15 protein-coding genes are annotated in these 18,744 nt (G+C 59.9%); 11 read left to right on the forward strand and 4 right to left on the reverse strand.

Going from position 1 to position 18,744, the window contains the following annotated elements; genetic code table 11:
* Positions 1 to 35: 35 nt before the first annotated feature.
* The 7 genes from ACNA0J_RS04390 (at position 36) to ACNA0J_RS04420 (ending at position 7,713) form a co-directional block, all read left to right on the forward strand.
* Complete coding sequence (locus ACNA0J_RS04390) at positions 36 to 1,748, forward strand: aspartate:alanine exchanger family transporter (RefSeq protein ID WP_415817135.1); 1,713 nt, start codon at positions 36 to 38, stop codon at positions 1,746 to 1,748.
* A gap of 82 nt (positions 1,749 to 1,830) precedes the next feature.
* A complete protein-coding gene (locus ACNA0J_RS04395) occupies positions 1,831 to 2,256 on the forward strand; it encodes a universal stress protein (RefSeq protein WP_415816790.1) in 426 nt (141 codons plus the stop codon).
* Positions 2,257 to 2,530: 274 nt separating this feature from the next.
* Positions 2,531 to 3,211 carry a hydrolase gene (locus tag ACNA0J_RS04400; RefSeq protein WP_415816792.1) on the forward strand — a complete coding sequence of 227 codons (681 nt, stop codon included), beginning with the start codon at positions 2,531 to 2,533 and terminating at the stop codon, positions 3,209 to 3,211.
* A gap of 466 nt (positions 3,212 to 3,677) precedes the next feature.
* Positions 3,678 to 5,249: a TerC family protein gene (locus tag ACNA0J_RS04405; RefSeq protein ID WP_415816794.1), complete on the forward strand. Its 1,572-nt coding sequence runs from the start codon at positions 3,678 to 3,680 to the stop codon at positions 5,247 to 5,249.
* Between the two features lie 77 nt (positions 5,250 to 5,326).
* Complete coding sequence (locus ACNA0J_RS04410; protein ID WP_415816796.1) at positions 5,327 to 6,709, forward strand: NYN domain-containing protein; 1,383 nt, start codon at positions 5,327 to 5,329, stop codon at positions 6,707 to 6,709.
* A gap of 150 nt (positions 6,710 to 6,859) precedes the next feature.
* The gene (locus ACNA0J_RS04415; protein WP_415816798.1) at positions 6,860 to 7,339 is read left to right on the forward strand and encodes a hypothetical protein; all 480 of its coding nucleotides are present in this window, start codon (positions 6,860 to 6,862) and stop codon (positions 7,337 to 7,339) included.
* A gap of 194 nt (positions 7,340 to 7,533) precedes the next feature.
* Positions 7,534 to 7,713 carry a hypothetical protein gene (locus ACNA0J_RS04420; protein WP_094821088.1) on the forward strand — a complete coding sequence of 60 codons (180 nt, stop codon included), beginning with the start codon at positions 7,534 to 7,536 and terminating at the stop codon, positions 7,711 to 7,713.
* A gap of 29 nt (positions 7,714 to 7,742) precedes the next feature.
* Here ACNA0J_RS04420 and ACNA0J_RS04425 read toward each other — a convergent pair whose 3' ends face one another.
* Together ACNA0J_RS04425 and ACNA0J_RS04430 are read right to left on the reverse strand one after the other, a co-directional pair.
* The gene (locus tag ACNA0J_RS04425) at positions 7,743 to 8,606 is read right to left on the reverse strand and encodes a c-type cytochrome (protein WP_415816800.1); all 864 of its coding nucleotides are present in this window, start codon (positions 8,604 to 8,606) and stop codon (positions 7,743 to 7,745) included.
* An 11-nt stretch (positions 8,607 to 8,617) separates the two neighbouring features.
* Positions 8,618 to 9,022 carry a c-type cytochrome gene (locus ACNA0J_RS04430; RefSeq protein WP_415816802.1) on the reverse strand — a complete coding sequence of 135 codons (405 nt, stop codon included), beginning with the start codon at positions 9,020 to 9,022 and terminating at the stop codon, positions 8,618 to 8,620.
* A gap of 68 nt (positions 9,023 to 9,090) precedes the next feature.
* Here ACNA0J_RS04430 and coxB point away from each other — a divergent pair, with 68 nt between their 5' ends.
* Genes coxB through ACNA0J_RS04445 form a run of 3 tightly spaced genes read left to right on the forward strand, consistent with a single transcriptional unit; the run spans position 9,091 to position 13,031 of the window.
* Positions 9,091 to 10,131: a cytochrome c oxidase subunit II gene (coxB, locus tag ACNA0J_RS04435; protein WP_415816804.1), complete on the forward strand. Its 1,041-nt coding sequence runs from the start codon at positions 9,091 to 9,093 to the stop codon at positions 10,129 to 10,131.
* On the forward strand, positions 10,128 to 12,677 hold the full coding sequence (locus ACNA0J_RS04440) for a cbb3-type cytochrome c oxidase subunit I (RefSeq protein ID WP_415816806.1): 2,550 nt from the start codon (positions 10,128 to 10,130) through the stop codon (positions 12,675 to 12,677). Before coxB ends, ACNA0J_RS04440 begins: the two co-directional genes overlap by 4 nt.
* Before the next feature lie 6 nt (positions 12,678 to 12,683).
* The gene (locus ACNA0J_RS04445) at positions 12,684 to 13,031 is read left to right on the forward strand and encodes a hypothetical protein (protein WP_415816808.1); all 348 of its coding nucleotides are present in this window, start codon (positions 12,684 to 12,686) and stop codon (positions 13,029 to 13,031) included.
* A 62-nt stretch (positions 13,032 to 13,093) separates the two neighbouring features.
* Here the strand turns inward: ACNA0J_RS04445 and ACNA0J_RS04450 are convergent, their stop codons facing one another.
* The gene (locus ACNA0J_RS04450; protein ID WP_415816810.1) at positions 13,094 to 15,091 is read right to left on the reverse strand and encodes an acid phosphatase; all 1,998 of its coding nucleotides are present in this window, start codon (positions 15,089 to 15,091) and stop codon (positions 13,094 to 13,096) included.
* A 211-nt stretch (positions 15,092 to 15,302) separates the two neighbouring features.
* Between ACNA0J_RS04450 and ACNA0J_RS04455 the strand changes: the two genes are divergently transcribed.
* On the forward strand, positions 15,303 to 15,950 hold the full coding sequence (locus ACNA0J_RS04455; RefSeq protein ID WP_415816812.1) for a glutathione S-transferase family protein: 648 nt from the start codon (positions 15,303 to 15,305) through the stop codon (positions 15,948 to 15,950).
* A 104-nt stretch (positions 15,951 to 16,054) separates the two neighbouring features.
* Here ACNA0J_RS04455 and ACNA0J_RS04460 read toward each other — a convergent pair whose 3' ends face one another.
* Positions 16,055 to 18,283: an NADP-dependent isocitrate dehydrogenase gene (locus ACNA0J_RS04460; protein ID WP_415816814.1), complete on the reverse strand. Its 2,229-nt coding sequence runs from the start codon at positions 18,281 to 18,283 to the stop codon at positions 16,055 to 16,057.
* Between the last annotated feature and the right edge of the window lie 461 nt (positions 18,284 to 18,744).

The following is an 18,744-nucleotide window of genomic DNA, read 5'->3' on the forward strand; positions in this document are numbered from 1 at the left end:
CCCCCCCCNGGCGTCGTCGTTGCAAGCGAGGTTACATGCAATTCGAGCAACTGTTTGAAGTGGTCCGTGCGCATCCAGAGTTGGCCTTGTTCACGACGATCGTCGCGGGCCATTTCATCGGCCGGGTGGAAATACGCAAGGTCAGCCTCGGGACGGTGGTGGGCACCTTGATCGCCGGCATGATTCTCGGTCTGTTGTTCAAGCCCGAGATCCCAGATTTGCTGAAATGGGCTTTTTTTGACTTGTTTTTGTTTGCGGTCGGTTATTCCGCCGGCCCGCAGTTTTTTGCCAGCCTGAAGCGTGAGGCATTGCCGCAGATGGCGCTGGCTGTGGTGGTCTCGTGCACCGGCTTGGCTGCGGCGATTGCGATGGTGGCACTGTTGGATTTCGACCCGGGCCTGTCCGCCGGCCTGGTTTCCGGCTCGATGACGCAGTCCGCGGCATTGGGCAGCGCGCTGAGCGCGATTTCGGCGATGGACCTCGATGAGGCCACGCGCAATGTGTTGATGGCGCATGCGCCGCTGGCTGACGCCACGACCTATATCTTTGGCGAGATAGGGCTGATCCTGTTCGTGACCGTACTGGCCCCGCGATTGCTGAAGATCGATCTGAAACGGGTTGCGAAGGAGGGCGAGGCGGAACTGCGGGATCAGGCGGACGCGGCGGACGACGGCGAATGGGATAGGGCGCCTTTATCGTTGCGCACCTACCGGCTGGAAAATCCAGAGCTCAATAACACGACGGTCCGTGAGTTCGAAAGCCGTTATGCCGCAGGGCGGTTGACCATCATGGCTATCCGTCGCGGTGGGGAAATCCATCGTGAAGTGCGGCCCGGCACGTCATTGGCACTGGACGACGTCGTGCTGATCGCCTCGCGGCGCGCAGGCATCGTCGGTGCGGCGGGGCAGATCGGAACCGAGGTAGACGATCAGGAATTGTTCCAGGAACCCATGGTGGAGGTTTCCATTGTGTTGACGCGCTCCGAGCTCGCCGGCAAGACGCTCGGAGAGCTGGTGCGTGGCGCCGCACGAGGCGCCTTTCTGGAGTCCCTACGCCGGGGACCCAGCACGTTGCCTCGTGCGCTCGGCACGCGTGTTCAACGTGGCGATGTTTTTCGCTTGAAAGGCAGCCGCACCGCTATCGCGATCGCAGCAAAGAATCTGGGCTCGATCGAGCACGACCCGGGACACACCGACCTCGTCTATTTGGCGGGCGGCGTGGTGGTCGGCATTCTGTTCGGTCTGTTGCAAGTGCATTTGACCGGCGTGCCGCTGGGGTTGGGGACGAGCGGCGGTGTGTTGGTGGCAGGTCTGCTGGCGGGTTGGTTGTACAGCCGCTATCCCCTGGTCGGCCATATACCGGAGCCGGCATTACGATTGCTGTCGGATGTGGGGCTCATCGTCTTTATCGCCGCCATCGGCCTGTCTGCCGGTCCGCACGCCATACAGGCTGTGCACGAGGGGGGTGTGACGCTATTTGCCAAGCTGCTCGGCGCCGGCGTGATCGTGACGTTGGCAGGGCCTGTGGTCGGGCTGCTCGTCGGCCGTTATGTGCTGCGGCTTCCCCCTTTGCTGTTGTTGCCCGGCCTGGCGGGAGCTCAGACTACGGTGGCCACGCTCAACGCGTTGAAAGAGCGCGGAAACAGTGATGTCTATGCCATAGGGTTTACGGTGCCGTTTGCGGTCAGCAATGTCTTGATTACCTTGTGGGGGCCCATCATCGTTGCGTTTTCCGTGGCTCTGGGATAGTTGATCTGGATCAATACCGCGTATAGCTGATCTGCTATCCTGAAATGGCGGCATCCATTCACCTCTTTTTATGGAGCAGCTCATGTTCAAGATACTAGTTCCCGTAGACGGCTCGGAATCCGCGCTGCGCGCACTGAAGACAGCCATTGCCATGGCGGGCCAGCACGACGAGGCGGAATTGCATTTGCTGAATGCGCCGCCGCCCATTCTGTCTGGCCATGCCAAGATGTTCCTGGACAAGCAAGTTGTCCAGGATTACTACAACGAAGAGGGCGAAAAGGCGCTGGCTGACGCCCGCAAAGCCGCGGAAAACGCCGGGGTGCGTTTTGTCACCGCCATCAAGGCGGGTCAATCGGCGCAGACTATCGTCGACTATGCGCATGCGCACCAATGCGCGCATATCGTGATGGGCACGCGCGGCCTGAGCGCTTTGCCAGGCATCTTGCTGGGTTCGGTGGCCAACAAAGTCATTCACCTCGCGGATGTGCCCGTGACCCTGGTGAAATAGGGCTCGCTTCCGGATTCGAAAAAAGCACGCTAAGCCGGCCGCAATGGCCGCTTGGCCTGTTTGCAGTCTCGGCTCGTCCCATCTGAACTACCTCGAATGCCGCCGCTATCGTTCAGATAATAGGACGCTGAGACGCGATTTAGGCCACTACACGTAATATCGTCTCGAAATTATGCTTCTCCCATCAGTGCAAACAACATTTTGCCTGGGCTGACCTCTCTGGGTCGGCGGACATTCCGGTGCCATGCACCATTGAACCCTGAAGGAGAAAGCTATGAGCACACCCGCCAATTTCAACGGCCAGCGTCCCGTCATCGACGCGAGCGATGCTGTCATGTTGCTGATCGACCATCAAAGCGGCCTGTTCCAGACCGTAGGCGACATGCCGATGACAGAGCTGCGCGCCCGCGCCACTGCGCTGGCCAAAATAGCCACACTATCCAAATTGCCGGTCATTACCACGGCGTCCGTTCCGCAGGGCCCCAATGGCCCCTTGATTCCCGAGATTCACGAGAATGCACCGCACGCTCAGTACGTGGCGCGCAAGGGCGAAATCAATGCCTGGGACAATCCGGATTTCGTCGCAGCCGTGAAGGCCACCGGCCGCAAGACGCTCATCATCGCCGGCACCATCACCAGTGTTTGCATGGCTTTCCCCGCCATCAGCGCAGTTGCGGAGGGCTATAAGGTGTTTGCAGTAGTCGATGCCTCCGGCACCTACAGCAAGATGGCTCAGGAAATCACGCTGGCCCGCGTCGTGCAGGCTGGTGTCGTACCCATGGATACGGCAGCTGTGGCCTCTGAACTGCAAAAGACCTGGAACCGCGAGGACGCCCAGCAATGGGCTGAGGTCTACACCAAGATCTTCCCGGCCTACCAGTTGCTGATTGAGAGCTATACCAAGGCGCAGGACGTGGTGAAGAACAGCGAAGTGCTCGATTCTGTGCGCCAGTAATCACTGATACCTTGTTCCGGCAACGGCGGGCGCAATGCTCGCCGTGTGGCTGATAGCTCCGGGACGGTTTAGCAGAATTGCCGAATTTCCATTATTATTCAGCTTTATGTCAGCTAAGGGCGCTGCCTGGCCGGCTGTGATCAGCCGGGACGTGTGCGTCCTCTTTTATGAGCAACGAGCCTCCTAGTACCACCGCGCCGTCAGCGATCCAGCCGCGGCGCTTCCCCCTGAGGGCAATGCCCCTCGCGCAGATTTTTTCCTCTCACGAGGCACAGGCTTGGCCATGGCGCCAAGTACGGCGGCCGTTCGTGCATCTCTTCCTCTATCGAGACCGGGGCTTGGCTCCGCCCGGCGCCGTTGCAGCGCCCGCCCGGGCTCGCGCATGTTGACCCCGAATTTGTCCTCTATCACGGCCGCATCGCGTCGTGACGACGGCTATTGCCTTTTCCTTTACTAGGATCTCTGCATGTTTTTTGACTGGATGGCCGACCCCACTGCGTGGTTGGGTCTGGCGACACTGATTATTCTGGAAGTTGTCCTGGGTATCGACAACTTGGTCTTTATCGCCATCCTGGCCGATAAATTGCCGCCTGAGCAGCGCAATCGTGCCCGTGTGATCGGCCTGACGCTGGCGATGCTGATGCGTCTGGGCCTGCTGGCGAGCATCGCCTGGGTGGTCACGCTGACCGAACCGCTGTTTACCGCATTCGGCGCCGAGATTTCCGGCCGGGATCTGATCCTGATCCTGGGTGGCCTGTTTTTGCTGTTCAAGGGCACGATGGAACTGCATGAACGGGTCGAGGGCAGGGCGCACGGCGGGAGCCAGAAGGTGCAGCACGCGGTGTTCTGGCAGGTGATTCTGCAGATTGTCGTATTGGACGCGGTGTTCTCGCTGGACTCTGTCATCACCGCCGTGGGTATGGTTCAGGAATTGAGCATCATGATGATTGCGGTGGTGATCGCCATGGCAGTCATGATGCTGGCCAGCCGTCCGTTGATGGCGTTCGTCAATCGCCACCCGACGGTAGTGATCCTGTGTCTGGGCCTGCTGCTGATGATCGGTTTCAGCCTAGTGGCCGAAGGCCTGGGTTTTCATGTGCCCAAGGGCTATCTGTATGCCGCCATTGGCTTTTCGGTCGTGGTCGAGGCCTGCAATCAGCTGGCCCGACGTAACCGCAGCCGGCGCACGCAGAATCTGACCGGGCGTCAACGCACGGCTCGGGCAGTGTTGCGCTTGCTGCGCGGCGGCAAGAGCCCGGCAGATCAGAATGCCGTGGAGGACGTCGCAGCCCTGGTTGATGGCGCAGGTGACGAACCCGGGTTTGGTCCGGAGGAAAGCCAACTGGTCGAACGTGTGTTGGGTATAGGCACGCGCAACGTGCGATCCATCATGGTGCCGCGCGGCGAGATGATCTGGCTGGACATCAAAGATCCCGTGGATGCCATCGTCAAGAAATTCTCGGCCGGCCATGCGCGTATGCCTCTCTGCGACGGCGATCCTGCCAATGTGATTGGCGTTGTCCACTTCAAGGATTTGCTGCATAAGCTGCAGTTGCCCAGCGCTATCGATCTGGTCGAGTCGGCACGTAAGCCTTATTACATCCTCGAAAGCACGCCGGTGCTCAAGGTGCTCGACGTGTTGCGCCAGTCGCGCGAACACATGCTGATCGTCGTGGACGAGCTTGGCGGCTGCGTGGGCCTGGTCACGCCGCTGGACGTATTGGCGGCGGTGGGAGGAGATCTGCCCGAAGACGCGAACGAGCCCCCGCAGGCGACTCGACTCGCCGATGAGGTGTGGCTGCTGGACGCCGCCATGCCGATCGAGGAGGTACGGTTGCTGCTGGCGAGCCCGGAAATGCATCAACCGCTGCCCGACGCTACCCTGGCGGGGGCGCTGTTGAGAGTGGCCGAGCGGTTGCCGGAGGTGGGCGAGACGATTCGCTGGGGAGAGTGGGCCTTTGAGGTCACCCAGCGTGACGGTTGGCGCATCAGCCAGGTCCGGGCAGACCGGATCGCCGGCCAGGATGAGCAGACATGATGCGTCGGCGAGGCCGCCGGCGTGTCAAAATAGCGGCTACCTCTGCGCCATTGTCCTGAGGTGCATTAGGAGAGCTTGTGAACAATTCCAACGAAAGCGTCAGCATGGCGCTTTTCTGCGACTTCGAGAACGTCGCGCTCGGCGTGCGTGACACGAAGTACCAGAAATTCGATATTCGCCCCGTGCTGGAGCGGCTGCTGCTCAAAGGCAGCATTGTCGTTAAAAAAGCCTATTGCGACTGGGAGCGTTACAAGGAGTTCAAGTCTCCTATGCACGAGGCGAATTTCGAGTTGATCGAGATTCCACATCTGCGGCAGTCGGGGAAAAATTCCGCCGACATCCGCCTGGTCGTGGACGCGCTGGACTTTTGCTATACGAAGTCGCACGTCGATACTTTTGTGATCATCAGCGGCGACTCCGATTTTTCGCCGTTGGTATCAAAGCTGAGGGAAAACAACAAGAAGGTCATCGGTGTGGGCGTCAAGCAGTCCACGTCCGACCTGCTGGTCGCAAATTGCGACGAGTTTATTTTCTATGACGATCTCGCCAGGGAAGGCCTGCGCAAGGCGGAATCCCGTCGAGACAATCGGGGGACGCCCGCCGCGGGTCAGCGCCGTACGCCAGAGGAAGAACGCAAACGGAAGGAAGAGCTGGAGCTGCGCAAAACGCAAGCGGTTGAAATGGTCGTCGAGACCTTCGAGGCCCTGATGGCCGAGCGCGGGGATAGCGGCAAGATCTGGGCGTCCGTGCTCAAAGACGCACTCAAACGCCGCCGGCCCGATTTCAACGAATCGTATTATGGCTTTCGCGCCTTTGGAAACCTGCTGGACGAGGCGCAATCGCGTGGGTTTCTGGAGGTCGGCCGAGAGGAAAATTCCAGCGCTTATGTGTATCGCAGCGGCGGCGGGGCGTCTACCGCTGTGCAGGACGAGCCACGTGCCAAACTAGCGCGCAGGACTCGAGGCGGCCGTAGAGCCGAAGGCGCCGGCAAGGAAACGGGACAGCAGCCTGTTCAACACGCCGATCAGAGTCGTATGTTCAATGATGCCGATGCCGGCCATCAGGAACGTACGGCAACTGAGCCCGGCGCGCCGCTGATCGAGCAGCCAAAATATCCCGATGTCCTAGAGCCGCGAGCAGCAGCCAAACCAAGTGCCGGTGAGGCTGCGGCGGTCGCCGTTGAACAGCCGGATGATCGTGGCACGGCCGCATCCGCCGCGGTCAAGCGCAGTCGCTCACGGACTCGTCGAGCCAGCAAAACGGCCGATGCAGGGGAGGCTGTGCCTCAAGGCAACGCGCCTCAGGAGGCCCTTGTTCTCGACGCCGCAGCGGGATCTGCGCCAGAGGTCGAATCGGCCTCGGCAGTGTCAGAGGCTCCCAAAAAAGCGGCGCGGAAAACTTCTCGCAGCACAACGACGCGCACGCGGCGTCCGCGCAAGACCGCCAGCACAGAGGTTTGAACGTGGGGGGAGCGGTTCCAAGGATATCGACGCGCCAATCATAGATATCGGTTTATTCCAGTTAAAACGATATCTATGACTGATCGGAGACGCGCCAGGAACGGTGCTTGCTCAGGTGTGTGGTCTCAAACCCGAGCAAAGGAATCTGTCATGCCGTCTGTCCCTCTCGCTGCCTACTGGGATCGCGATGCCGCGGTTCAAGCCGTGCGTCTGGCGCGGCCGATGTTGGATGCCGCGTTGTCTGATACAGGGGTAGGAGAAAGCGGTTTTTTACACGTGGTGGTCATGAACCCCTTGGCCAAGCCCGGCGGGTGCGATTTTGCCGACGCGATCCTGTATGAGGAAAGCATAGGCAATCCGGAAGAATGGGACGCGGACTATGGCGCGTTTGCGCGGGGTAAGGCCAGGCTCAGCTGGCGCACGGGCTTGCCCAGCCACGAGGTCGTAGCGCTAAAGCCGCATTTGTTGCAGGCGAAAGACGGCACCGTGTGGGGCAGTGTCTGCCTTGACGGCATTGTGGTGGGGGTGAGCGGCGCCAACCCGTGGTTCGATGAGGCATTTGCCACGGCGGTGGCGGCGCTGTTCAAAGCGGTGGTTCATGGACGGCGCGATGAGGAAATGGTCCCTTAGTTCAAGCGTCGCGTCTGACGTACACCTGCAGGATATAACGCCGGCTGCGGGGTAGCTATGCGTACCCGGCCCTTTGCTATACCCCTCGGTAAAAAGTACAGAAATGGCACTAGCTGGCTGCGGCATTGGTCAACACAGGCATCTGGCATGGCACTTGCGACGCGCCAAGTCTCAACCCGATAAGGACACTGACGATGAAGCAGCCACAAAGTAAGCCCAACCCGTCCGAGGACGATACGGCACGCGAAGCGCAAAGTAGCCATCGCGATACACAGAATCGCAGCAAAAAAGAAGGTCACGCCACCCAGATCGGTACGGGTCAGGATCAGCAGAGCCAGCGCAACCGTGGGTCCGGCGCCCGAAGCAAGCCTTAATGACGGCACGCCTGGGCGAGGCCGTAGAGCTATTGAGGTTCGGACAAGGTGGTCAGGAACGCCGCGATGTCGCGCGCGTCCTGATCACTGATGCTTAAATCCGGCATGGCCGTGCCGGGCTTGATCGTGGTGGGCGCCATCAGCCATAGCCGCATGTTGTCGGGATTGTTCGATAGCACGCCAGCAATGAATGGCCGGGTGGCAATACCGGCCAACGACGGGCCTACATGGTGAGACGCGCCGGCCACATCGGGAATGACATGACAGGTAGCGCATAGATATTGCTCCACCGCTTGACGCCCCGCGGTCGCGTCGCCGATCCGTGACGTGCTGGTTGGGGCGGAGGCAGACGATGCGGACCGGGGCAACCCATTCGTCGATTTTTCGTCCCATTGCCGATAATCCACGGGTGACAGGGCCGGCAATATCCGCATGAAGGCCACCACGTCCCACATCTGGGTGTCCGTCAACCGGTATTTCCAGGCTGGCATGCCGGTCATTTTGATTCCCTCTCGGATAATCCAGAAGATCTCCGTCGCCGGACGTTCCCGGGCGCTGGCGACCAAGGATGCCGGAACGGGATTCAAGCCCAACGCGTAGGGTGCGGGAGCCACACCGGGGGCACCGTGACATTGAACACAGTGCGTGCGAAACAATTCAAACCCATTTTGAATACGTGCCTCACCATTCAGGTCCGGTTCTCGGATCTGTTCGGCGCGCACGGCGACCGAGCGTGCCAATCCTATATCCAGCAATCGATGAACCAACTTCGTATGCGGCCGGGTGGCGCTGACGTCGTACCAGCCGATATAGACCAGCAGGCCCGCGGCCAACAAGGCGCATACCGCCAATCCGGCAAGGGTGAGGACCACAACGCGTTTGCAGCTTTTCATGTTGCCATTGCTCAGGGTAACGAGATTAAGAAGGCGGCAATGTCCTCGGCTTGCGCCACGCTCAATCCCATATTTGGCATGGCGGTTCGAGGATTGACGGCGGGCGGGTCCAGCAACCACTGCACCAGGTTTGCCGGGGTGTTGGGCAGCAAGCCGCTCAAATAGACTTGGCTTCGTACGTCAGTCAATGGCGGGCCGACGGTCGACACGGGGGCGCGGATCTGCGGTACGACGTGACAGGCGATGCAGCCTTTCTCGGCGATCAACCGGCGGCCTCGGGCTGGATCGGCCTGATTCAATAGGCGTGCAGTAGAGGCGTCTTGAGCCAGCGGCGGCTTCGCGTCGCCGCAAGCCGCCACGCCACTCAATCCGAGGATCGCCAGCAAAAAGAGGGTGGTGCGGACGGGCTCGCGCAAGGTCTTCTGCTCCTGATCCTGATGGAGGTACCTAGGCGCAAGTTTCGTACCTGGGGTGGGTACGGCGCATGCTCCTCGATCGGTCCCTGCTATTACGCGCCGATCCTGCTTCCCACATGTCTGGTGCCGCTCATTTTCTGGTGTTTATCGTTTGGGCCGCTTTGATGTGGCCGTCGCTGGCGCGAGCGAGGCCGACACGCGACGGACTGCCGCACAGTGAAACCGCGATGCGGACCGCCGAAATCAGTGATGTGCTGTTCGTGGGCGCCGCAGTCATTTTTGTGGTCATGGTGGTGCTGGTGGTGATTGCTGCCTTTGGCCCGGTACGCATTCGTCATCGGCTGGCGCGGCCCGCACTCATCCACGTTGCCGGCATTGCCTTTCCAGTGATCGTGTTGACGCTATTGCTGTCCTATACCCTGGGCGCGCCGGCCTCGTCGAAACAAGGGGCAGCCCCAAAGCTGCGAATCGAAGTCGTCGGGGAAATCTGGTGGTGGCGGGTACGTTATCTCGATGAGTCGGGCTCGCTATGGTTCGAGACAGCCAATGACATCCGTATTCCCGCCGGCGTACCAGTGGACCTGGTGCTGAAGTCGGACAACGTCATTCACAGCTTCTGGGCGCCGGAGCTGGGTGGCAAGCTGGACATGATTCCGGGCCACGTTAACCGCATGACGATGCAGGCTGAGGAACCGGGCGTATTCCAGGGGGTATGCGCTGAATATTGCGGGGCACAGCACGCGAAGATGCGATTCACGGTGCATGCATTGGCGCCAGAGGTGTTCGATGCATGGATGTCCGCGCAACGCCGTCCCGCCAGAGAGGCCGGGCCGGCGTTGCAACCCGGGGCCCAGCGGTTTCTCCAAGCCTGTGCAATGTGTCATACCGTGCGAGGCACGCCGGCTGCGGGGACGTCTGGCCCGGACTTGACGCACGTGGGCAGCCGACCGTCGCTCGCAGCGGGAACCTTGCCTAATAACGTGGGGGCGTTGGCAGGGTGGATCGCCGCGAGTCAGCGCATCAAGCCAGGCAATCCCATGCCGTCGTTCGATCACTGGTCGGGAGAGGATTTACGCGCCGTGGCCACCTACTTGGAAAGCCTGAAATGACGACACCTGTTCCCGTATCCGCGCCGTCGCAGCCACTGCCAAATCCGGTTCCGCGACCTCCGGGAGAACTCGAGCTATTGAAGCAGGTCTGGCGGCGTCCGAGCGGAATCAGATCGCTGACGGTCGTCAACAATACGCACATAGGCTTGCTCTACATCGGCACTGCACTGCTGTTTTTTGTGCTGGCCGGGGTGCTGGCGTTGCTCATGCGCACACAGCTGGCCGTGCCGGAAAGCGGCCTGATCGGTCATGAACTGTACAACCAGTTGTTCACGATGCATGGCACGGTGATGATGTTTCTGTTCGCCGTGCCGGCAGTCGAGGCGGTGGCTGTGCTGCTCTTGCCCAATATGCTTGGGGCACGCGATCTGCCATTTCCGCGATTATCGGCCTATGCGTATTGGGCCTACGCCGTAGGCGGGGTGGTGTTTTTTTGCAGCCTATTTGCAGGCCTCGCGCCGGATGGCGGGTGGTTCATGTATCCGCCGCTCACCAGTACGCAGTATTCCCCCGAGGTCAATGCAGATTTGTGGTTGCTGGGAATCGGCTTTATTGAGATTTCGGCTATTGCCGGTGCCGTGGAGCTGGCGGTAGGTATTCTCCGCACGCGCGCGCCAGGGATGTCATTGGAAAAAATGCCTGTTTTCGCTTGGGTAATGCTGGTGTTCAGCGGGATGGTCATCATCGCGTTTCCGGCGGTGATCGTGGCTACGGCATTACTGGAATTGGAGCGTGCATTTGATATGCCGTTCTTTATTGCCGAGCGTGGTGGCGACCCGCTGCTGTGGCAGCATTTGTTCTGGTTCTTTGGTCACCCTGAGGTCTACATTATTTTTCTGCCGGCGGCTGGCATGGTGTCGATGATCGTCCCTGCTATGACGGGTACACCGTTGGTGGGCTACCGCCTGGTTGTGCTGGCGATCATAGGCACCGCATTCCTCAGTTTTGGGCTGTGGGTGCATCACATGTATGCCACCGGGATTCCCCCGTTGTCCTTGAGCTTTGCGTCAGCGGCGAGCATGGCAGTGTCCGTACCCACCGCGATCCAGGTGTTTGCCTGGGTCGCTACGATCGCTGCCGCGGTACGCCTGCGGCCGATCAAGACGCCCATGCTGTTCATCCTGGGATTCTTTTTCATTTTCATATTGGGCGGACTGACCGGTGTCATGGTGGCCGTCATTCCCTTTGATATGCAGGTGCATGACACGTACTTCATCGTCGCGCATCTGCATTACGTCTTGTTTGGCGGCATGGTGTTCCCCTTGTTTGCGGCCTTTTATTATTGGATGCCGTTCGTCAGTACGCGTGCACTGTCTGAACGTCTCGGCCGCTGGGCATTCTGGTTGATGTTCGTCGGATTCAATGTGGCGTTTTTCCCTATGCATCTGACGGGGTTGGCAGGTATGCCGCGCCGCGTTTACACCTATGCAGAGAGTCAGGGCTGGGGAACACTCAATATGGTATCGACCATTGGCGCATACCTGATCGGTGCCGGGGTGCTGGTGTTCCTATGGGATCTGGTGCGCAACTTTCGACCCAGCAGCGAGCACAATGCCGGCAACGTGTGGAACGCAGGCACGCTCGAATGGCTGCCGGCGGCGAGTTACGGGCTGCGCAGCATTCCTGTCGTCACCACGCGTGAACCGCTATGGGATCAGGCTGGTATCGATGACGATGTGTCGGCCGGGCGCTACTTTCTGCCTGACGCGCCGGCAGGACTGCGTTCGACGTTGGTGACAAATGCACTGGATGCAAGGCCCGAATATGTGTTGCCATTGCCGGGGCCAGGATGGTCGCCGTTCGTGGCGGCGTTAGGGACGGCGGGCTTTTTTTTGTTGCTGACTTTCAAACTGACTTTGCCCGCCGGGGTCTGTGGTGTGCTGGCGATTGCGGCAATATGGCGTTGGCTATGGGACTCGGACAGGGCGCCTGACATTCCGCCGGTCAGTATTGGGGCAGGCATTCGGTTGTCAATGGGTTGTTCAGGACCAGCGTCTCATGCCTGGTGGGCCATGATGCTGCTGATCATTGTCTGCCTCAGCATCTTTGGCGCGTTGATTTTTGCTTATCTGTTTCTATGGGTCACGTCCCCAGAGGTCTGGCCGTCTGCGGCATCGCTTGTGTCCCCGGCTTGGCCAGGACTGTCTGCCGCGCTGCTAGTGGGGGCGTGTGTCGTAGCGATACATGCCGCGCGAAAGCTGCGTCGGGGCGGAGTAGGGGCCTTAAAGGGTTATCTGCCCCTGGGTATTGCACTGTTGATAGCGGCAAGCGCCTTGGATCTGTACACCTATTGGCAACATGGCCTGCGGCCTCAGGCATCGGCGTATGCGGCTGTGGTGTTTGCCCTGATCGGCTTGCAAGCCACATTCACCCTGTTGACCGGTTTGATGGGGATATTTACGGTCGCGCGGCTATTGGCAGGCAGGTTGAGCGCGGTGCGGCGAGCGTGTGTCGATTCGACTTTGATTATCTGGCACTACACCGTGGCGCAGGGTTTGATCAGCCTGGGGATCGTTCATGGGTTTCCACGGCTGGCGGCGGGGTAGCAGGCGATGCGAACGAGATTCTGGGTCGAACTGTTATTCTTGATCGCTGGTCCGGTGATCTGGCTGGCGCATTACCTGTTTATTTATATCGTCAATGCGTTGCACTGCGCCCGTCCTCAGTCCTGGCTGAGCACGGTTTGGCTGGCCCTGCCGATCTCGTCGTGGATCATTCTGGGCGCCAGTGCGCTGGCATTGACCTTCATGGTATGGACTGCCATACGCCAGCGTCGACGTGTCGCAGCCTATGGGCTGCCGAGATTTCACGCCAAACTGACCGCTGCGTTGTGCCTGTTGTCCGCGCTGGCTGTCGTTTGGCAGACCCTGCCGGTTTTTATGGTTCCGGAATGCGAATGACGCGTTTGGAATGATCAGCGACGCGGTGCGAGTGTTGCGCACGGCGTCGCTGTCATGGCCTATCAGGCCTCCGAATCCAGGTGCACTTGAACCGTACCGGTGCCATACGTCACCGTGGCATTGAAGCCGTCGACGGTCACGCTATCGAATTGGCCATGCAGGCCTTTGGCATTGAGCACGGTCAAGGTCTGGCCTACGGCAGGGGTGTAACCCTCGGCGAACTGGACCTGCAGCGTACCGCCCAATGCGGCAACGCCTGTCACCGTGAGTTGGCCTGCGTTTCCGCTGCCCAGATTGACCGACAGCGTACCGGTGCTCAGTTGGGTGTAGGTGGCTTTCACTTGCACGGCATCGTGGGCGTTGACCTCCAGCGTACCGCCATCGATATAGACGGCGCCCGTGCCCAACGCTGATTCGGAGTCGGCGCGTAGCGTGCCCTCCGAGACCTCAGTGCCACCGCTGTATTCGTTTGCCCCCGTCAATGCCAGCGTGCCGGTGCCTGCCTTGGTCAGCTTGCCTTCGCCGGTGATGTCGTTATGCCAGCTGTCCATGGCGTTGAAGCCGCCTTGGCTGGCATCCATGGTCACGGTGACGTCGCCGTTGAATGCGGCATAGCCGTCGGCGGCTGCGAATAGGTTCAGACGGCCATAGCCTTCTTCATCATCCAGCACGGGGTAGCCTGCGGGCACGGCCGTGGTCTTGAGTACGACGCGGCGTTGATCGGCGCTCAGATAGGGCAGGCGGGTTTCCAGCACCACTTCGGCGCCCTTGGGTACGACGGCGTCGCTGTCTGCATCGCTGGTGCGCTCGAAATCCCACGTCAGACGATAGCGATAGGTTTCCGAATTCACTGCATGATCGGCAAAGCGGTCTGCCGACAGGTCTTGCGAATGGGCAAAATGGTAGAAATCTTCTTCGGTCGCTGCGCCGACGGCAGCCTGCAGCGTGTCATGCGCCTGCGTAAAAGCAGCCAAGCGGACTCCCGAGTCGCTGTTGTAGATATTGGCCACTGCCGATGCGGTGCCCAAGATGCGGCCACCCGTCACATCCAGCGGCGAGTGCATGCCGGCCATGACGCGGTTGTAGCCCAGCTCCATGCTGCGCGCGATCATCTCCTGGAAACGTTCGGGTACGACATAGGCCATGGCGATGGCGTTGCGCACGGCTTCGGCGGTGTGGCCGCTCGGATAGCCGCCGTCGGTTTCGGGTGTGCTGCTCTTGGCGGCCTCCAGCGAGGGCGCGATGATGACATCGCTGCTCCAGCGCCACGGACGTCCGTATTTATAAAAGCGCTTGCCAGGTTCGGTCGAGGCGTCGGCGCCCATGCTCTGCACAAAGGTGATGACCGTGCCGAACGATGGGTTGGCATCACCTGCCACACCGGTGTTGTTGCCTGAGTCGTTCAGGTTGGTGGTGTAGGCTTCGGCGGGGATCGCGGTGGCGCCGGCAAACGTCGAGGTTTGCTGCGCTGCCGTGCGCCAGTAATCGGTCAAGGGACCCATACCGTCGGTCACGCTGTAGTTTTTGCCGCGGCGGTCATCGAGATAGGCGGCGAGTTCCTGCGCGGCCGTACGGTTCTGGGTAGTGCGTGCAGAGAACCCAATGTTTTCGGCATGAACGTCGGCATTGAGGATTTTGCCATCGGTCGCGTCGCCGGGAATGCCGCTCCAGTCCGACGCATCGAAACCTGTGCATCCGTTGCTGGCTTCAGCCGACACGCCCGCGTCGACGAGACGGGTGCTGGGCTCCCAGACTTTCAGAAAACCTTGCAGTACACGCACGCCCGCGTTGGTTTCAATCGTGGCATGGCAAGCATCACCACGCACATTGGTCGCTGCCGTATCGACAAAATACTGAATGCCGGATGGCAGTGGCGCGCTGTCTTCGTATCCGAGGCCCGCCGGTGCAGCAGGAACGACATAGTCGCCGCCGGAAGAGACATCGTCGTCGTCATCATCGCTGCCGCTGCCGCATGCAGACAACGCCATCATGACGGCAAGGGTGGTCAGGCGCAGTGCGTAGACAGGAAACGGACGGGTAAAAGGAAGTTTGGCGTGCATGGCGCTTATCAACGGTTGAAAAGCCCGCCATCCTAAGAACCAATTGTGTAGCCTTGATGACGTTTCCTTTTTACCGAGCCTGTTTATTCCTTCGGCAACGCGGCGATGTGTCGGTGATTGACCCTGTAATGAGCTTGCCATATGCTCGGATACCGCATTTCCCATACGCTCCACGACTGCTGAGCCCAATCTGACAATGAACGACAGAATCGTGACGAAACTTTTTTATCATCCCGGCAATGCCAGCATGGCGCCGCATTGCGTGCTCGAAGAAATCGGAAAACCCTTTGAGCTCGCCTTTGTCGATCGCGCGCACAATGCACATAAATCTGCGGATTATCTCCAACTCAATCCGAACGGTCTCATTCCCGTGTTGGTCGATGGCGATCTGGTGCTATACGAAACGGCCGCGATCTGTCTGCATCTGGCCGACACGCACCCGGACAAGAAACTGGCGCCTGAGTTGGGTACGCCAGAGCGCGCACAGTTCTATAAATGGCTGATGTGGCTGACCAATACTCTGCAGAGCACGCTGATCGCCTATTTCTATCCGGAACGATGGGTAGACGCGGGCAATGTGGCCGGAGCCGCGCAGGTAAAGGCCCATGCCGAGGCAAAGGTGGCGGGCCTGTTGGATCAATTGGAAGAGCATCTGAAGACAAACGGTGGCCCATGGTTTCTGGGCGATCAATACACGGTGCTAGACCCGTACATCATGATGCTGGGCCGGTGGACGCGAGGTCATGCCAGACCTGCGCGCGATCTGCCTGTGCTGGGACCGTACCTGCAACGCGTATTGGCTCGTCCGGCCATTCAACGTGTCCTGAAAACCGAGGGTTTGGCACAGCCTTGGGTGTGAGTCCCGTTATTCGACAGGCATGAAAAAAGCCGGTGATTCGCAAAGAGTCACCGGCTTTTATGCCGATTGTGGCGGGCGAGCCCGCCACATCAGGCCTGGCGCGATCAGCCGATCGAGGACAGGACCTGGTTCAGCGTGGCGCTGGGGCGCATAGCGGCGCTGGCCTTGGCTTCGTTGGGCTGGTAATAGCCGCCGATGTCCACGGGCTTGCCTTGAGCGGCTTTCAGTTCGTCCAGGATCTTGGTTTCGAACTCGCCGAATGCGGTGGCCGGGGCCTTGAACTGCTGGGCCAACTCGGCATCGTCGGTCTGCGAGGACAGGGCTTCGGCCCAGTACATCGCCAGATAGAAGTGGCTGCCGCGGTTGTCCAGTCCACCGACCTTGCGTGCCGGCGACTTGTTGTTGTCGAGGAATTTCGACGTGGCCTGATCCAGGGTACGAGCCAACACGCTGGCGCGCGGGTTGTTGTAGGCACGGCCCAGATGATCCAGCGATTCGGCCAACGCCATGAACTCGCCCAGCGAATCCCAACGCAGGAAGCCTTCTTCGACGAACTGCTGCACGTGCTTGGGCGCGGAACCGCCTGCACCGGTCTCGAACAGTTGGCCACCGGCCATCAACGGTACGATGGACAGCATCTTGGCGCTGGTACCCAGCTCCATGATCGGGAACAGATCGGTCAGGTAGTCACGCAGCACGTTGCCGGTCACCGAGATGGTGTCCTTGCCTGCGCGGATGCGTTCCAGCGAGAAACGGGTCGCCTGGACGGGATCGAAAATATGCAGTTCCAGGCCATTGGTGTCGTGGTCGGCCAGGTATTTTTTTACCTTGACGATCAATTGGGCGTCGTGGCCGCGCTTTTCGTCCAACCAGAAGACGGCGGGCGTCTTGGTCAGGCGGGCGCGGGTGACGGCCAGCTTGACCCAGTCTTGTACCGCGGCGTCCTTGGTCTGGCACATGCGCCAGAGGTCGCCGGCCTGAACCGCATGTTCCAGCAAAACGGTGCCGGCCGCGTCAGTCACGCGCACGGTGCCGTCGGCGGGAATCACGAACGTCTTGTTGTGCGAACCGTATTCCTCGGCAGCCTGAGCCATCAGGCCGACGTTGGGCACGCTGCCCATGGTGACGGGATCAAAAGCGCCGCGCGCCTTGCAGTCCTCGATGACTGCTTGGTAGACACCGGCGTAGCAACGGTCCGGAATCACGGCTTTGGTGTCTTGCAGTTCGCCGGCGGCGTTCCACATTTTGCCGGAATCGCGAATCATGGCCGGCATCGATGCGTCGACGATCACGTCGCTGGGCACGTGCAGGTTGGTGATGCCACGATCGGAGTTCACCATCGCCAGCGCGGGCAGGTCCTTGTAGGCGGCGTCGATGTCAGCCTTGATCGCGGCTTGTTGAGCCTCGGGCAGGGCGGTGATCTTCGCGTACAGGTCGCCGATCCCGTTGTTGGGGTCGAAACCGACTTGTTTCAGCGCGTCAGCATGGCGAGCCAATACGTCTTGGTAGAACACGGACACCACGTGGCCAAAGATGACGGGGTCGGAGACCTTCATCATGGTGGCTTTCAGGTGGACCGAGAACAGCACGCCCTTGGCCTTGGCGTCGGCGATCTGGGCTTGCAGGAAACTGCGCAGCTTGGCTGTGGACAGCACCGATGCGTCGATGATTTCACCGACCTTGACGGGGGTCTTGTCCTTGAGCACCGTTTTGGTGCCGTCAGCGGCGGTCAGCTCGATCTTGACGTCACCGGCGGCTGCCAAGGTGACCGACTTTTCGCTGCCGTAGAAATCGCCGTCGTCCATGTGGCTGACGTGCGATGTGGAATCAGCGGCCCAGGCGCCCATCTTGTGGGGGTGCTTGCGTGCGTAGTTTTTGACCGACAGGGGTGCGCGGCGGTCGGAGTTGCCCTCGCGCAACACGGGGTTCACGGCGCTGCCCTTGACTTTGTCGTAGCGCGCTTTTACGTCACGCTCGGTGTCGTTGGCGGGCTCGTCGGGGTATTCCGGCAGCTTGTAGCCCTGGGCTTGCAGTTCCTTGATGGCAGCTTTCAGCTGGGGCATCGAGGCGCTGATATTGGGCAATTTGATGATGTTGGCGTCGGGGGTAACGGCCAGGGCACCCAACTCGGCCAATGCGTCACCGATTTTCTGGCTATCGTCCAGATAGTCGGGGAACACGGCAATAATGCGGCCAGCCAGCGAAATATCGCGGGTTTCGACCGTAATGCCTGCGGATTTAGCGAAAGACTGAACGATCGGCAGCAACGAACGGGTAGCGAGCGCCGGGGCTTCGTCAGTGAGGGTATAGATAATCTTCGGAGTTAGAGCCATAGTCTTCGTTTTTGCCCGGGCGCCAGGCGCAATCCGGACATGCGTTGCCGGACACCGTTGCCGGTGTCATCGTAGGGTGGGTGAAACGGGAGGGCGCACGAGGCGTCTACCCGTCATGCCGGTAATCCCCCCGTTATGGACTGCTTTGGGCGGGTATTGCCGTCATGAAGACCCTATTGTAATCCCGACAAAGGCAAATGTGGTGAAAGTCTTATAGAAGACTCACATATTTTTAAACGAAAGTCTTATATAAGACTCGAAGGGCCGTGCACTGTGCCAAAACCTGGGACATGGGAAAAAGCGCCGGTGAATTAAGGGCCAGATTCACGCAACAGAGTCCTTTGCGTTGTTCGCTAAAGTGCTTTGCCCTCGCTTGCATTGTTGTGGCGGCATCAATTCATTACCTTTCATGGACTAGTGATTTCAATTGAAAGGGGTGCACATGTTGGATCTGAGCGGTA

Source organism: Bordetella tumbae, assembly GCF_965139195.1.
GTDB classification, from domain to species: domain Bacteria; phylum Pseudomonadota; class Gammaproteobacteria; order Burkholderiales; family Burkholderiaceae_B; genus Bordetella_A; species Bordetella_A tumbae.

Bases quoted from the DNA above. Each gene is read 5' to 3' on its own strand.
- ACNA0J_RS04390 (WP_415817135.1), top strand. From the start codon at position 36: ATGCAATTCGAGCAACTGTTTGAAGTGGTCCGTGCGCATCCAGAGTTG.
- ACNA0J_RS04395 (WP_415816790.1), top strand. From the start codon at position 1,831: ATGTTCAAGATACTAGTTCCCGTAGACGGCTCGGAATCCGCGCTGCGC.
- ACNA0J_RS04400 (WP_415816792.1), top strand. From the start codon at position 2,531: ATGAGCACACCCGCCAATTTCAACGGCCAGCGTCCCGTCATCGACGCG.
- ACNA0J_RS04405 (WP_415816794.1), top strand. From the start codon at position 3,678: ATGTTTTTTGACTGGATGGCCGACCCCACTGCGTGGTTGGGTCTGGCG.
- ACNA0J_RS04415 (WP_415816798.1), top strand. From the start codon at position 6,860: ATGCCGTCTGTCCCTCTCGCTGCCTACTGGGATCGCGATGCCGCGGTT.
- ACNA0J_RS04420 (WP_094821088.1), top strand. From the start codon at position 7,534: ATGAAGCAGCCACAAAGTAAGCCCAACCCGTCCGAGGACGATACGGCA.
- ACNA0J_RS04425 (WP_415816800.1), bottom strand. From the start codon at position 8,606: ATGAAAAGCTGCAAACGCGTTGTGGTCCTCACCCTTGCCGGATTGGCG.
- coxB (WP_415816804.1), top strand. From the start codon at position 9,091: ATGCTCCTCGATCGGTCCCTGCTATTACGCGCCGATCCTGCTTCCCAC.
- ACNA0J_RS04440 (WP_415816806.1), top strand. From the start codon at position 10,128: ATGACGACACCTGTTCCCGTATCCGCGCCGTCGCAGCCACTGCCAAAT.
- ACNA0J_RS04445 (WP_415816808.1), top strand. From the start codon at position 12,684: ATGCGAACGAGATTCTGGGTCGAACTGTTATTCTTGATCGCTGGTCCG.
- ACNA0J_RS04450 (WP_415816810.1), bottom strand. From the start codon at position 15,091: ATGCACGCCAAACTTCCTTTTACCCGTCCGTTTCCTGTCTACGCACTG.
- ACNA0J_RS04460 (WP_415816814.1), bottom strand. From the start codon at position 18,283: ATGGCTCTAACTCCGAAGATTATCTATACCCTCACTGACGAAGCCCCG.